Here is a 15,069-nt window from a genome sequence, read left to right as displayed (position 1 = left end):
TAATTAAAGATTACAAAAATGACTAACAGCTATAAAACAATAGTAGCTATGGCGCTTATCGTGTCTGCTACAGCCTGTAAAAAAGACTTGACGCTTCCTCCTTATAGTGGTATCGTTAATGAAACCGTAGTAAGTACCCTGGAAGGGCTTCAATCCGCTACTATCGGAACTTATAATTACATCAAAGACCCTTATTATGTACGTAATTATCACATATTTTCTGAATATGCAAGTGACAATGTTTCCTTAAGTGGTACCACTACTGACCCTTTATTTTATGCTTATAATTATCAGCATCAAAAAAATCAGGGAAATGCAGAAAACTTTTGGCGAAAAGGTTACCAGGCTATTTTTGGTACCAATGTCGTGATAGAGAAAGTAGCAGAAAGTGAAGATCCGGTAAGAAATCAGCTGCTTGGAGAAAACTACTTTTTAAGAGCAATGATTCACTTTGATCTGGTTAAGTTTTTTGGACGGCCTTATACGGATAACAACGGAGAATCTTTAGGCGTGATGCTTAAAACAAATACAGATGTAAAAGAATTACCTGCCAGATCAAAAGTAAAAGACGTTTACGCACTGGTAATTAGCGATTTACTAAAATCGATCAAGCTAATGAACAGTACAAAAAACAATAATTTTGCATCTAAAGAAGTAGCAATAGCATTATTGAGCAGAGTTTATCTTTATATGGGAGATTATAAAAATGCTTTTGATTATGCAGACCAGGTAATTAAAAGCGGACGTTATTCGCTATTGCCATCTGCTGGATATTCAAAATATTTCACAAGTGTCCCTGAGGGAAATCCCGAAACGATTTTTGCGATAAGACATGTACTTAAAGATGATCGCCTTGATGATGCGATTGGTTCGATGTACTGGGGCGGAGCTATTGGTTATGGTGAAATGTATGCCTCACAATCCTACAGAGAGTTAGTCAATAAATTCCCTGAAGATTTACGTAACTCGTTTGTCGTTCCACAATATGAAAAAAATGCTGACGGAACTGTTAAGAAAGATGCACAGGGAAATCCTGTTCTTCAAAAAAGAAATGGTTATCCAAAATACTTCATTAATAAATACTCATTTCAAGAGGGTTATGAAACTTTAAGTTCCCCTGTAGTCTTGAGATTAGCAGAGATGTACTTAACAAGGGCAGAATGTGCTTTCCAGTTGGGCAGGCCAAACGATGCACTGGTTGATGTGAATGTAATCAGAAGCCGCGCGGGATTAAGTGGAAATGCTTTATTCTCTTCAGGTAACATGATGGGTTATACTAATGTATTGGATGTGATACTGGACGAAAGAAGATTAGAATTCGCATTTGAGTCTCAGCGTAAGTTTGATGTTTTCAGAAATAAAAGAACATTAAACAGAGATTATCCAGGCACTCACCTTGCATCTGGACAAACCACACAGCAAATTCCTTATACGGATCCACGTGTGATCTTTTTTATTCCAGAGAATGATATTGTACTAAATCCAAATCTTGTTCAAAATCCTTAACCTAAACCAAAAACCTATGAAAACAATTATTCTATCCTTATCATTCCTCACTCTTTTGATAGGAACCTCTTGTAAAAAGAGTAGTAACAACCTGGAAGACAATGCCAAAACACCCAAAGAGATTACTGATTTTGTAGCGACCGGGCCAAAAACTGCAATTGCTTTAGGCGGAAATGCCTGGGTTAAAACCACTGCGAGCGAAGAGATCAACAACAATGGTCTGGCTAACTGGACAAATTCCGGGGCAGTAACCAGTGTTTACTTCAGAACGGAAAAGCCGGGTATCATTACAGTTGCTTTAAGAATGAAAGTTCCTTCAGGGAACAGTACGTTTAAAGTATCAACGGGTACACAGTCGATTACTAAAACAGCATCAAGTTCATCATTTGATACAGTCGCAGTTGGAAATTTCAATATCACTGCCAAAGGGTATATCAAATTTGATATCCAGGGGATCAGTAAAACAGGTGATTATTTTGGTGATGTTTCCGATCTGATTATCAGCGGAAAACCGGTAACCGATACGGTATCCTATGTCAAAGACAACATTGATTCCCGTTTTTACTGGGGGCGCAGAGGGCCTTCGGTACACGTGAACTATACCATTCCTGATGCGATTAAAAATAATGTAGAATGGTTTTATAATGAAATCAATGTGCCTGTAGGTTCAGATCCGATTGGTTCTTATTTCATGTCTAACGGATTTGGAGAAGGTTATTTCGGTATCCAGGTTAATTCGGCTACAGAGCGCAGAGTGTTGTTTTCACTATGGAGCCCATTTCCGACGGATGATCCTGCAACCATACCGGATGACAAAAAGATTAAACTGCTTAAAAAAGGTACAGACGTACATAGCGGTGAATTTGGTAATGAAGGTTCTGGTGGCCAGAGTTACCTGATTTATCCATGGGTAGCAGGAAAAACCTATGCTTTCCTAACAAGAGCACAGCCTGATGCGGCAACAAATAAGACGGTTTATACTTCTTATTTCAAACCTTTAGACGGCAACTGGACCTTAATTGCAAGTTTTGAACGTCCTGCAACGAATACCAGATTGAAAAGTCTGTATTCTTTCCTGGAGAATTTCAATCCGGAAATGGGGAATATCGAACGAAAAGCCAACTATGGAAACCAGTGGGCAGTGGACACGAATGGCAACTGGACAGAAATTACGGCGATGAAATTTACGGGTGATGATATTGCCAACAGAGGGTATAGAAAAGATGTTGGAGGAGGCGTAAATGGCAACCAGTTCTTTTTAAGAAACGGTGGATTTTTCAGTGATGCGAATACACTGAAACAGCTCTTCAACAGACCTGCTACCGGTACTGCACATCCGGTGATTGATTTCAGTAAACTGCCTTAAGCGAATCCTGTATAATTTATCATTTGATATTCAGCAATTAGCCCTGGCAATAATAGCCGGGGCTTTTTATTTAATCATTTTAATTACTTATATTAAAAGATAATTGCAACATTTGGAACAAATGTCAGATAAACCAACTACCATAAAAGAGATAGCAAAGCTTCTTGACATCTCGGTTTCGACCGTTTCAAGAGCTTTAAATGACCATTCCAGCATAGGTTTAATCACTAAAATGCGGGTAAAAAAGATGGCCAAAGAGCTTAATTATGAGCCTAATCAAAGAGCTATTCAATTTTTACAGGGTAAATCACATACCATAGGCGTTATTTTGCCAGAACTGGCTGAATCCTTTTTCTCGGCTGCAATCAGCGGAATTGAAGATATTGCTTACAAAAGAAATTATACTGTTTTGCTCGCTCAATCCCATGACGATGCAGACAGAGAGAAACTCCTGATCGAAAAGATGAAGATGCAGCGCGTTGACGGCCTGCTGATTTCAGTTTCCAAAACGACCAATACCTACGAACATTTTGAGGCCTTTAAGAAATCAAATATCCCTATAGTATTTTTCGACCGCATCCCTCCGGTAAAGAATATACATTTTGTAGCCTCTAACCTGGAATCCGGTACTTTTGAAGCAGTAAACTTCTTATTGAAAAAAGGTCACCGTACCATAGGTATGATTAATGGCCCTACCAACCTGGTAGCCAGCACAGAAAGAAAAAATGGGTACATTAAGGCGATGACTTCCCACCGGTTAAAATTTGATCCTTCTTTAATAGTCAATTGTGATTTGACAGAGGCGGGAACGATTGAGTCTATGGATAACTTCCTGAACCATAAACGCAAGCCCACTGCAATTGTGACTTTCAATGATTATGTAGCCTTATTTGCGATCCGCTATGCGCGTTCTTTAAATATACAGATCAATAAAGATATCGACTTTGTGAGTTACGCAAATCTGCCACTGATCAATTATATGGACTTTACTCCGATTGCTTCTGTAGAGCAGTTTCCCTATAAACAGGGAAAGAAAGCAGCCGATATTTTATTGGATCTGATTAACAAACCGAAGAGCGATTCTGATGCAGAACCTGCTTACTATAACGTAGTTGTGGAGTCAGAGCTGATCATTGGCAAGGAGAAATAAGTTTACACAAACGTTTGCACAATGATCTGATAGCGAAATTGATTAAGTTTGAGTTTACGAAAAAAATAAACCCGCTTAATTTATGCTTGATCAAATTTTACCGTTGTACGGAATGGAAACTGCTGGAAATGACGTACAATTATTTGGAGATGGTCTGATCAATCGTACCTGGAAAATAACTACACCTACCAACGGATATATATTACAGCAGGTCAATCAATCTGTATTTAAAAGGCCACATGATATCGATCAGAATATAGCTGCACTAAAGGCTTATTTAAGTAAAACACATCCTGAATATCTTTTTGTTTCTGCACTTCCCGGAATATCAGGCGAGTCGTTAATGGAAACACCAGATGGATATTTCAGGTTATTCCCTTTTGTAGAGAATTCACATTCGCTGAATGTGCTGAATAAAAAAGAAGAGGCTTATGAAGGTGCAAAGCAATTCGGAAGATTCTCCAGGTTGCTGAATGATTTTGACGTTAAAAAATTACACATCACCCTACCCGACTTCCATAACCTGACCTTACGTTTCGATCAGTTTACTGCCGCCGTAGCACAAGCTTCTGGTCAGCGGAAAGAAAAGTCTGAAGACTTAATTTCTTTCATCATGAAACATGCGGATATTGTGGCTACCTATAAAAAGATAGTAGAACGCAAAGAGATCCCGCAGCGGGTCATCCATCATGATACAAAAATTAATAATGTTCTTTTTGACCAGGAAAATAAAGGGATCTGTGTAATTGATCTGGATACCGTAATGCCAGGATATTTTATTAGCGATGTGGGTGATATGATGAGAACATATTTGTCTTCTGCAAATGAAGAAGAAACAGATCTGACTAAAATCAATGTCAGGAAAGATTTCTTTAAGGCGATATACGATGGATATATGGAAGAAATGGGCGATGTATTAACTGCAACGGAGAAAAGTTATTTCACTTATGCCGGAAAGTTTTTGATTTATATGCAGGCTATCCGTTTCCTGGCAGATTATCTTCAAAATGATATTTATTATGGGGAAAAATATGAAGGCCATAATTTAGACCGCACAAAAAACCAGGTCACTTTACTGGAAAGATACCTGGAACTGGAACCTGAGCTGGAAGAAATTACAGGAAAGATAATGACTCAGTAAAGGATAGTTCATTGGCTGTTCCGTATAATATAACTATTAGAGCTGGTAATCGTTCCTTCAAAGGATTGTGCTAAGCCCACTATTGGGCTTAGCACAATCCCAGCAGAATAATCTCATTCTTTGGGGTTTAAAGGTTTATTAACATTAGGATGTTCCTTATTGTATTCAATTTCCACACTATCACCAACTTTAACGGTAATATCATGAGAATTACCTATATATTTCTCGCCATTGACCATAAACTGATAAGAATAAGAGAACTCAGCTTTTACCGGTTGATTTGGCATATAATTACGATGGTCAATAATTACTGCTTTTGCTCGCTGAGGATTATTACCCAGCAAGCTGTCGGTAAAAGAATTTACTGCAATTTTATAAATCACATATCCTACAATCAGTATTCCTATAACAATCCACACAATATTTTTCACTTTCTTCATCTTATTGTTGATTAGTTCTTGTTTTTAATTCACCGGCCTTTGAACTCGTAGCAGCTTTTATACTACTTTCAACAGTATGTGTAGCTACTTTTGTAACTGCTTTTAACCCAGTCTTTACGGTTGCCGTAGTTGCTCTTGTAACATTTACTCCTAAAGCTTTGACAACAGCTTTAGATGTACTTGACAGTCTGCCAGCGTTTGTAACACCAATTTTTGACAATGCTCCCCCAGCTTTCCCACTCAGTTTACCAGCTACTTTATCGGTCCCTAAATCTATTGCTGTATTTTTAAATACATTAAACGCATTAGTTTCGATCTCTGTTTTTAAACCAGTACTTGACGTGGTAACTTTAATCGTATTGTTAACCAGAGATGCTCCGGCTTTAACAGCTAATTTTGCACCTACGCTTTGAATCGCACTTCCGCCACTTGTTATAAAACCAGCTGCTGCTGATGTGCCTATCGAAACAAGATTAATATTTTTTGTCCAGGGATTTGATTTCCCTTCAATATAATTAGCAGCAACCTGTTCACCATAATCAATAGCAGCACCAATTAATGCACCAATCAGGCAATTCGGACAGTTTCCATCAGGATCGGTATTTTTTACCGGATTATTCCAACCATAGGCATAAGGCGATTTATCAATTTGCTCGGGTTCATCCGCAAGTTTATCCACCACATTCCATCTCGCTATTACCGGATCATAGAATCTTGCCCCGTAATCAAATTGTTCTCCTAATTCTTCCTGAATTTCCTTCCCGTTATAAAGATATTTATTATTTCCTTTGACTACAAACGATGCTTTTCCAAACGGATAATAATTAGTTTGCTGAAGCCTGGTTAATGTATTCGTTACCGGGTTTTTATAAAAACTATACCTTATATTTCCCAAATGATCCGTAAGGTTATATTCATAACTATAAACCCCGGAATTGTTCCGCGCCTGCCCTTCTGTGGTGCGAATAATTTCAATGTTGTTATTGTTGTCGTATTCTATTCCATCTACATAATATCTTGCATCTCCATTACTCACCTTCATAAGTTTGTTCCCGGTTGCATCGTAAGTATAAGCCAGATTCAAACCCGTTTTCGTAGCCGTTGCCGGAAGATTCAGCAAATTATAAATTAATGTGACCCCGGTTCTCCCATCTTTAACAGCACTACCATTGTTATCATAAGTATAATTTGTATTTGTTGCTAATGAGCCTCCGGTAATACTGGTTAACTGACTTCCTATATAATTATAAGTACTCTTCCCTCCAGCATCCCTGTTCATTGTACTGATATTTCCGATTGGGTCATAGCTGATCTCTTCACTCAATATTATCCCTGTACTATTTCCTGTCTTCAGTCTGCCTAATTTATCATAAGTGTAACTGAATACATTTGAGAAACTTGATGCAGCGCCCCATTCCTGGTTGCTTATATTACCATTATATTGAGGGACCTTACCATCTTCATATTTCAGCCCCATACTAAATTCATCAGAGATCTCCGACTTAAGCCACCCGCGCTCATTGTAAGCAAACAACATTTTTTGAAGAAAACTTTTACCGTCATCTGTACTATGAAGTTCTTTTTTTAATAGCTGACCAATTTCATTGTAGCTGAATTTACTTAATACGACTTCTGTTCCAGTATTGATCTTTTGTCTGACAGTTTTAGCTCTGCCCACATGGTCGTAAGCATAACTATTACCAATTGTTGTAACACTACTTCCGTTCCGGTGAATTCTGGTGCCCGATGTGAGTTCTCCTGCAAAATTGTAATTATTAGTAATCTCATCATAATTGGCAATATTCACTCCGCCGCTCTGATAATGCTGCTTATATACCTTTGTTATTCTGGCCTCATCATCATAATAGTTTACTGTCCATAACCTCGTTGCTGTGCCCAGTACATTAACACTAGTAGCTGTAGCAAGACCTTTGGTCATTTTACTATAGTCATCACTTTTATAATAAGGCATTCCAGGAGCAGTATAATCATCATAATAATTGATACTCAACACAACAGATAGTGCAGCAGTTGGATATGTCCGATCTACTGAATAACCAATTCCAGTTGCAACTTTGTCTTCCCATTGATTAGCCTGTGCATCCACAGCTGTCTGGATATCCACCCTATAATTGTTAATAGCCTTAGCCCCATATTTATAAATACCAGTAATTATTTGTCTTCCCTGCCCGTCATACTTAACCACTGTCCAATCCTGACTCTCTTTATCTCTTTGAACAGCATCCTGCATCATTACAATCAACCCCAGTTTATTATAAACAATGTATTCCCATCCTTTGCCAGGAATTTTCTTTTCAACGACCCGCTGCTTGTTATCATAATGATAAGCAAAGATATACTGATTAAACAGATTATCTGTTTCCGATTCGGTAAATGACGATGCTGTAGTTGCAGGAGGAACAATATACCTCAGGTTACCTAAATCATCATATATATAATAAGTAGAAAGGGATACAATATCATTTTCCCAAACCCTTTTGAGTATTAAGCGCCCCTCAAAATCAGTAAATTCTTCTATTGTTCCATTTTTACCGCTTACCCAATTCTCATCCTTCAACGTAGTTTTAGACAGACTGGATTCCGCATAATTAACAATGCTATTAGTACCGTTCGTTTTAATTGTCCAAAGCTTCACATCATCTGTTTTTGAATTCGTACCATATTCAGTTATTTTGGTACGGCCTTTAGCATCACGGGATGTTTCAGGCTGCCATGCCGCTCCAGTTTCACCTTTCTCAGCAATACGGTTTAAAGGGCTGGATTCAAAAATGGTCTTACTAAAAGGATAAGCTGTTCTGATGATACCATTAGCCTGTTGATTTCCACTGCTACCAACAGGGTTGTAGAAGCCCATAATTCCCTGATCCGCTGTTAGCGCATTGTCTTTATAACTACCATTTGCTATACCCGGATCTGCATAAGAAAGGTATTGTTGCCTCCCGTCCTGCATCATCATAAACTACCGGCAGCACCACATCTTTCTGGGCAGGACTTTCTTTTACAGCTACTGTCTGAGCAAGTCTTCCCAAACCATCAAAATATTGAATAGTCTGATTTAGCTCACAAATATTTAACCCGGATAGCTGACTGGCATCAGTGATAAATTGTTTCTTTATATAATTACTTACTATATAATTCTGGTCCACACTAGGAACTGAAGCAAGTGGTGCACAATTAACATTTGTAATATAAGCCCTGAAGGTGCTTCCTTTAGGTACAAGAAAACCATTAGTCAGTTTAATACTTTCAGTCGCGGCAATCTCCTTCTCTCCATTGTATTTATTAAAACTCAAATTTTGAGCTATACTATCAGTATTGAAGGAGATAAATAATATAGCGAATAGTACTAAAACCCTAAGTGAAAATAAAATTAGTCTGTTTTTCATATTATGGTTTATAGTGATAATCGTAATTCTTAATAATATTCCCATTCTGGTCTTTGACGTTCTTTAATCTTTGAAAATTATCATATTCGTAATAGGTAGTCTGCCCCTTGTCATCGGTTTTATTCTTAATTCCAATCAATGGGTCTAGTGTACAAGTTGTCATTGAGGCATCAGCAGGATATAGCTTCAGTTCATCAATACTACCGGTACCACTAATACTTAATGAAGATGAACCAGAAAAAGAAAATTTAACATAGGTATATCCCCGGCGGGTCGCCCCTATACTTCCGGAAATCTGCTGACTGTCTTTCTTCACGATTGTTCCTGCAGGATTTGTTGTCCAGAAAGATAACTCGTATGTTTTAGAGGGGCTCAGGCCTTGTTTTAACAAGGCTTGCTGACTTAATCCCAGGTCATAGGAACAATTACCAAGAAACCCACCAGAATCATCAACAGGCAAGACTTCAATCCCACTCCATCCTCCATTTATCTCTCCCTCAAACCCTGCATAAGCAACATCTGTCTTCCTGGAATTTACGATTTCAGCCACAGGATTTTTCTTGCCCGCACCCCAGATATAAGTCTTTATCATACTTTTCTCAGCCGTAGATTGTACTAAATTTCCACGCGCATCAAATTCATCATAAGAGAAAAATTCTTTATATCTGCCATCAGGTCTTATATCTTCAAAATATGTATGTGACTCTCTAAAATTAGTAATCGGCTCAGTTGTCTCTACTTTAGCTATATTTCCGGGAAGAATATAGTCATCATTGGATATCCGATATCTCATAAAATTACCGGAAATTGCTGCCCTCTGGTTATCCTTAAGGATATATACTATTTCCTCTATGGGTATAGCTATATAATTTCTTTTCCTCATAGCCAATATTCCCGGATCGAGGGGACTATCGCTTAAATAATCGTAAGGAAAAAGTGTCTTTTGAATTTTAATACTTCCATTACTCAGAGATGTAATCTTTTCTATTGGATTCATATGCCCCCTCTTTGAATAATTATACTTTTCAGCTTGTATTATTGTTCCTGCAGAAGGATTATAAGTTTTTACGATAGTAGAGTCAATAACATTAGCTCTGTTAGTCAGGTACTCGTACTTACTATAAACCATGGAATATTGATGATTATTCTCACTATACCCTATGAAATTATAAGCAAGTCCATAGACATTTTTCGAACCTTTCCAAGAAGGTCCATCATATATTTTATAGAGATTAGTCATCTCTTTCACAAGCCCCCCACTACTATTAAAATGACTCTCTTTTATCAGTTTCCCTCTATTCCAGTCATAATCAGGATTTAAAGAAAAAGGTGCTGTATTTGGCACCAGGTGATAAGCATTTTTATAATTTAAGAATTCCTGATATCCGTTCCCAGGAAGTGTTTTAGCTGTTACATTATCTGTCCATTTGGGCTGACTAATGCGATACAAATTATATTCAGCATCAGTTTTTTCATTGTATAAGGCTGGCATACTATACTCATATCTTGTACTACCATTATTAATACCATTATCTGACCTTTCTGTAACCGATTGATATCCCACCATACTTCCACTAGTCCCTCCTAATACAGATTGAGAAAAACTAAAGTATTTTGTCTGGCTAAGATTCTGATCTGCATAGCTTGGTAAAGCCACGATACGACCGCTTGGTTGCCCATCCTGATTTGCATTCAGATAAGTATAGGAACGTGAAGTTGATGCCACATCAGCTAATGCCGAGCTATAATTTTTAATACTTTTAATTCTTAATCCACCTCCAGTATAATTACATTGATCATCATAAAATGAATTGGGTTCAAATACAAAATCTGTATGACCACCAGTCGGATAGGTAACTTTTTTTAAGGTTCCTGAAGTCATTACTGAATTGTTCGGAAGCCTGTCAGATCCAGGCAATATATAATTATCGCTACCTGAATAAGTATAACATAGCGGATATACTCTAAATCTATCATTACCACTAAATGAAGGATATATGTACAGCTTTGGAAACAGATTTTTATTATCGGCAGCTCCATTAAAATATCCCCATAAATCCTGTTGAAAGGAAAACCGGTGAGGAAGTGCTACAGACTGATCGTATTCAAAAATATAAGGAGGATTAGCGACATTGTTCTCGCCTTTTTCGGTTATTTTATCCAGCTTCAATCTTTTATAATAAGTGGGAACGTATTGCGCAGGAATATCAAAGAGCGCCGTACTTAATCCAGTAAAAACCTCACTTAAAGGACTTTGAAAATAAGAATAATCAATTGAATAAGTTTTTATTTTACTGCCGGTGAATTTATTGACAATCTCAACATCAGTGAGCGCATAAGAAGATTTTAACTGATCCTGTCTTAGATGGTCCGATAGAAAATTAATGGTTTCCTTTTCAGTCTCAATTTTAGTTATTCTTTTTTTAGTAGCAGATTCATTACTTCCAATAAAATTAAAATAAGCACCATTATAAGTCAAACCATTATTATACTTTCCAGTAATTCCTCCAACCATCGGGCGGTCATATTGAAATAGTTCTTCATCGGCATAAGTAAATGAAACAATCTCTTTATAAATTGTTTTAATCTGTGATAGGTACCAGCTTGAATTATATCTTGTCCTGATCAAGGATTGTAAATCATGGTCAGTTCCTGAACCACCCGTATAATTATATGCCCAGATTTCATTAGTATTTGAACCAACAACGCGTTCCATTCTTTCTATTTTATCAAACAGATACTCTGTACCATCATTATCTTTTATCGTAAAAGATGAAATTTCACCAGAAGAGCTCAAAGTATGGCTAATAACAATATCCTGATAAGGTATCATCACTGCTTCCTGAATTTTTCCATTTACATCAAATATGAATTTCCCTGATTTATTTCCGAATGAAAAATAAAAGACATCTGGCTCTATATCATTATTTCCTTGTAAAGAACCAAATGCAGTTTCGTAATTAGCTTTTGAAGCTTGCAAATTTTTAATTACATAATTTTTATCTTCGTTGGAGAAATCAAAGTCTCTTAAGGTTTCATATTTGCCAGACCAGAATCTTCCTATTCTTGGGTGTTCTGCATTAGGAGAATAATCAAGTAATCTGTCATCTTGCCTTTTTAATACTTCTCCTTTATTATAATCATCGGGTAAATCTCTTACCGACCGCGTAATCACTCCTCCACTGATTAATGACCACCCTAATCCTACAGATGAAGCCTCTTCTTCAACTTTCACTCCTCCACTGTGATAAGCTAGTTCGATTGGAAGCGTATAGTTCTTTAAGTTAACAGACCACAAAGGAATTTTTATTTCGGGGATACCCGTATAATAACTGACTGGTCTGTCAATATATTTTGCCAGCGATGTGGGGTTTGGGCTAGGGGCCATAATCACATCTTTTTGGGCAGAAGCTGTGTAAGAACAGATAGAAAGTAATAAAGCAAGCGCACACTTTTTATTCATATTTTGATTATAAATTCAGAATCCTTATCATAAATTATTTATACCCTTATATTTTGAAGATTAATCAGAGTTTCGAATAAAATTCTGGTTGAGATTTCAGGTAATGAAATGACTGTTGCGAAGAGATTCGTTAAAAGCGCATAGTTACATGTTTTTCATTAAAAATCAAAATAATAACCGATAAAGAAATCATAATAACGTTTACTATAATATAAAAGAAAATTACTCTAATCAGTTCCTATTTCGAAGTCAAATTTCACAAAATAGAAAAACAAGAAACTATAACCACCAATAACAGAGCACTTTCCTTTCAGGTTATAAATATTCAATCTTGATTTATCACCTGATTTCATAATAGCTTTCATCCTATTTTAAGGCATCAATTTTGTTTAATAGTTTATCTCAAACAATTTAACAGAAAAGATGGATCGTAAACAGTTTATTAAAAATAATATTGTCTTGAGTATTGGACTGACCGCCTCAAAATTAGGATCAGCCTTTCCACTGCCCATAAAAAAAGAAGCTGAGCACCATCGTGTAATTGTTATTGGTACTGGTTACGGTGCAGCTGTTGCCGCTTTACGCCTTGCTGAGAAAGGTATAAAAGTACTCATGCTGGAAATGGGTATGGACTGGCCGGCTACTAAAGATCACACTACTTTCTCTAAATTGATTTTCCCGGATAAACGGTCTACCTGGTTAAAGTCTCATAGTATTCTTCCTTTTGCCAATGTTTTTACTTTCAAAAAGTATACAGGTGTACTGGACAGAATGGATTTTGATCACCTCAAAGTTTATGTAGGCAGAGGGGTTGGTGGTGGCTCACTGGTGAATGGCGGGATGGCTGTGGTTCCTAAAAGAGCTTATTTTGAAAGTATCCTTCCCGAAGTCAATGCCAGTGAAATGTATGAAAAGTACTTTCCTCTGGCTAACAAAATGCTGAAAGTGAATTCTATTTCACCTGGATTCTTCGAGTCTACCCCCTATTATAAATTTGCACGTACAGCAAGAGATCAGGCGCACAAAGCCGGTTATAAAACTGTTTTTGTTCCCAATGTTTATGATTTCGGATATATGGAAAAAGAGAGCCGGAAAGAAGTTTATCAGTCTGCTTTAAACGGCGAGGTTGTCTATGGAAATAATGCGGGGAAACAGAGTCTGGACAAAACTTATCTAGCTGCTGCTTTAAAGACAAATAAGGTAGAAATCAGGCCAATGCATAGTGTAAGATCCATTCATCAAACCGATACAGGCTATAAACTGGAGGTAGATCAGCTTAATACGGAAGGCAATACCGAGTCCGCACAGGATTTTAACTGTGATTATCTTTTCGTTTGCGCAGGCAGCATGGGAACTTCTCAGCTGATGGTAAAGGCAAAAGCAACAGGTACCCTGCCTAAGCTTAACCAGGAAATTGGTGAAGGATGGGGAAATAATGGAAATGTAATGGCCGGAAGAAATTTCATTAAGCAAGGTACAGGCAGTAAACAATCTTGTATCCCGACCATGGCTATTGATGATTGGGATAATAAAGAACATCCCGTTTTCGCGGAGATTTCGCCTATGCCGATGAAAATGGAAACCTGGACTTCCTTATATCTGGCCATTACCAAAAATCCTAACCGTGGAAAGTTCATTTATAATAGCCTGACGAATAAAGTACTGCTGAAGATCCCTGAAGACTTTAGTACGGATGCTCTGGCTACCGTCAAAAACCTGATGGATAAATTGAATAAGGAAAATGGAGGCACACCTGCCCGTTTATTATTCAAGAATGGTATTAACGGGGAAATCTGTTACCATCCTTTAGGGGGCTGCGTAATCGGCAAGGCGACCGATTTATATGGCAGATTCAAAGGTTACAGTAAATTGTATACTTGTGATGGATCATTATTGCCTGGCAGTACCGGAGTAAACCCTTTTGTCACGATTACCGCAATAGCCGAAAGAAATATAGAGAAAATAATAGCAGAGGATTTTAGTTAACCCTCTGCTTAAATAGCTCACAAATTAGCTATTGCGTTTTTTCGCACCATTCTGCGGCTGTTAATATATCCGCCTGACGCGGAAAAACTTTGTCCACCAATAGCCGGTGTACTTCCTCATCGCCATCCGCGCAGCAATCAGCCAATACAGTAAGCTGGTAATCTTTATCTGCTGCTTCACGTAAGGTAGAAAGCACTACACCGCTGGTGGAAACACCTGTGAGTACCATATGCTGAATTCCGGCAGCTCTTAAGTTCACTTCCAGATCACTGCCTGTAAAGGCGCTGAAACGACGTTTAACCACAACTACTTCATTTTCCTGCGGGGCAAGTTCCGGAAGGATCTTCGCAAACTCTTCCATATTTAATGTCTTAAATCTTTCTTTACCTGCACTAAAACTCTTATTGTTACTGCTTATTTCTGGTAATCCAGCTCTAAAGCTGATAGTCACATAAATGACAGGGATTCCCTGTTTACGGGCATGTGCAATTGCACTGGCTATAGTCGCAGTGATTGAGGTAACCACCTGCGGTTCCATCATACCAGAGATCCCGGATTGCATATCCATGACCAGCAATGCTGTATTTTGTTTGTTCTGTTCCATTTTATG

11 protein-coding genes are annotated in these 15,069 nt (G+C 37.7%); 5 read left to right on the top strand and 6 right to left on the bottom strand.

What is annotated here, in order from left to right; all coding sequences use genetic code 11:
• The first annotated feature begins 18 nt into the window (after positions 1 to 18).
• The 4 genes from HDE70_RS02440 to HDE70_RS02425 all read left to right on the top strand — a co-directional run bounded on the left by HDE70_RS02440 (position 19) and on the right by HDE70_RS02425 (position 5,163).
• Complete coding sequence (locus HDE70_RS02440) at positions 19 to 1,506, top strand: RagB/SusD family nutrient uptake outer membrane protein (RefSeq protein WP_183887850.1); 1,488 nt, start codon at positions 19 to 21, stop codon at positions 1,504 to 1,506.
• Positions 1,507 to 1,522: 16 nt separating this feature from the next.
• Positions 1,523 to 2,872, top strand: a complete 1,350-nt coding sequence (locus HDE70_RS02435; RefSeq protein WP_183887848.1) for a DUF3472 domain-containing protein — start codon at positions 1,523 to 1,525, stop codon at positions 2,870 to 2,872.
• Between the two features lie 121 nt (positions 2,873 to 2,993).
• Entirely contained in the window at positions 2,994 to 4,022 is a 1,029-nt protein-coding gene (locus HDE70_RS02430) for a LacI family DNA-binding transcriptional regulator (RefSeq protein ID WP_183867623.1), read from the top strand.
• Between the two features lie 82 nt (positions 4,023 to 4,104).
• The gene (locus HDE70_RS02425; RefSeq protein ID WP_183887846.1) at positions 4,105 to 5,163 is read left to right on the top strand and encodes a phosphotransferase enzyme family protein; all 1,059 of its coding nucleotides are present in this window, start codon (positions 4,105 to 4,107) and stop codon (positions 5,161 to 5,163) included.
• Between the two features lie 113 nt (positions 5,164 to 5,276).
• Here the strand turns inward: HDE70_RS02425 and HDE70_RS02420 are convergent, their stop codons facing one another.
• The 5 genes from HDE70_RS02420 to HDE70_RS02400 form a co-directional block, all read right to left on the bottom strand.
• Complete coding sequence (locus HDE70_RS02420) at positions 5,277 to 5,603, bottom strand: hypothetical protein (protein WP_183887844.1); 327 nt, start codon at positions 5,601 to 5,603, stop codon at positions 5,277 to 5,279.
• A 1-nt stretch (position 5,604) separates the two neighbouring features.
• Positions 5,605 to 8,580: an RHS repeat domain-containing protein gene (locus tag HDE70_RS02415; protein WP_183887842.1), complete on the bottom strand. Its 2,976-nt coding sequence runs from the start codon at positions 8,578 to 8,580 to the stop codon at positions 5,605 to 5,607.
• On the bottom strand, positions 8,516 to 9,010 hold the full coding sequence (locus tag HDE70_RS02410) for a DUF6443 domain-containing protein (protein ID WP_183887840.1): 495 nt from the start codon (positions 9,008 to 9,010) through the stop codon (positions 8,516 to 8,518). Before HDE70_RS02410 ends, HDE70_RS02415 begins: the two co-directional genes overlap by 65 nt.
• 1 nt (position 9,011) lies before the next feature.
• Positions 9,012 to 12,473, bottom strand: a complete 3,462-nt coding sequence (locus HDE70_RS02405) for a hypothetical protein (RefSeq protein WP_183887839.1) — start codon at positions 12,471 to 12,473, stop codon at positions 9,012 to 9,014.
• A 227-nt stretch (positions 12,474 to 12,700) separates the two neighbouring features.
• Positions 12,701 to 12,838, bottom strand: a complete 138-nt coding sequence (locus tag HDE70_RS02400) for a hypothetical protein (RefSeq protein WP_183887837.1) — start codon at positions 12,836 to 12,838, stop codon at positions 12,701 to 12,703.
• A 58-nt stretch (positions 12,839 to 12,896) separates the two neighbouring features.
• Here HDE70_RS02400 and HDE70_RS02395 point away from each other — a divergent pair, with 58 nt between their 5' ends.
• Positions 12,897 to 14,459 carry a GMC oxidoreductase gene (locus HDE70_RS02395; RefSeq protein WP_183887835.1) on the top strand — a complete coding sequence of 521 codons (1,563 nt, stop codon included), beginning with the start codon at positions 12,897 to 12,899 and terminating at the stop codon, positions 14,457 to 14,459.
• Between the two features lie 28 nt (positions 14,460 to 14,487).
• Here HDE70_RS02395 and HDE70_RS02390 read toward each other — a convergent pair whose 3' ends face one another.
• Positions 14,488 to 15,063 carry a cysteine hydrolase family protein gene (locus tag HDE70_RS02390; RefSeq protein WP_183887833.1) on the bottom strand — a complete coding sequence of 192 codons (576 nt, stop codon included), beginning with the start codon at positions 15,061 to 15,063 and terminating at the stop codon, positions 14,488 to 14,490.
• Positions 15,064 to 15,069: the final 6 nt, after the last annotated feature.

Origin of the sequence: Pedobacter cryoconitis (genome assembly GCF_014200595.1) — a bacterium.
Classification (GTDB): Bacteria; Bacteroidota; Bacteroidia; order Sphingobacteriales; family Sphingobacteriaceae; genus Pedobacter; species Pedobacter cryoconitis_C.
The sequence above is the reverse complement of the archived record's forward strand: the minus strand, read 5'-3'. Positions and strand labels throughout refer to the sequence as shown.

Coding starts and splice junctions, on each gene's coding strand:
- HDE70_RS02440 (WP_183887850.1), top strand. CDS start 19: ATGACTAACAGCTATAAAACAATAGTAGCTATGGCGCTTATCGTGTCT.
- HDE70_RS02435 (WP_183887848.1), top strand. CDS start 1,523: ATGAAAACAATTATTCTATCCTTATCATTCCTCACTCTTTTGATAGGA.
- HDE70_RS02430 (WP_183867623.1), top strand. CDS start 2,994: ATGTCAGATAAACCAACTACCATAAAAGAGATAGCAAAGCTTCTTGAC.
- HDE70_RS02425 (WP_183887846.1), top strand. CDS start 4,105: ATGCTTGATCAAATTTTACCGTTGTACGGAATGGAAACTGCTGGAAAT.
- HDE70_RS02420 (WP_183887844.1), bottom strand. CDS start 5,603: ATGAAGAAAGTGAAAAATATTGTGTGGATTGTTATAGGAATACTGATT.
- HDE70_RS02415 (WP_183887842.1), bottom strand. CDS start 8,580: ATGATGATGCAGGACGGGAGGCAACAATACCTTTCTTATGCAGATCCG.
- HDE70_RS02410 (WP_183887840.1), bottom strand. CDS start 9,010: ATGAAAAACAGACTAATTTTATTTTCACTTAGGGTTTTAGTACTATTC.
- HDE70_RS02405 (WP_183887839.1), bottom strand. CDS start 12,473: ATGAATAAAAAGTGTGCGCTTGCTTTATTACTTTCTATCTGTTCTTAC.
- HDE70_RS02400 (WP_183887837.1), bottom strand. CDS start 12,838: ATGAAAGCTATTATGAAATCAGGTGATAAATCAAGATTGAATATTTAT.
- HDE70_RS02395 (WP_183887835.1), top strand. CDS start 12,897: ATGGATCGTAAACAGTTTATTAAAAATAATATTGTCTTGAGTATTGGA.
- HDE70_RS02390 (WP_183887833.1), bottom strand. CDS start 15,063: ATGGAACAGAACAAACAAAATACAGCATTGCTGGTCATGGATATGCAA.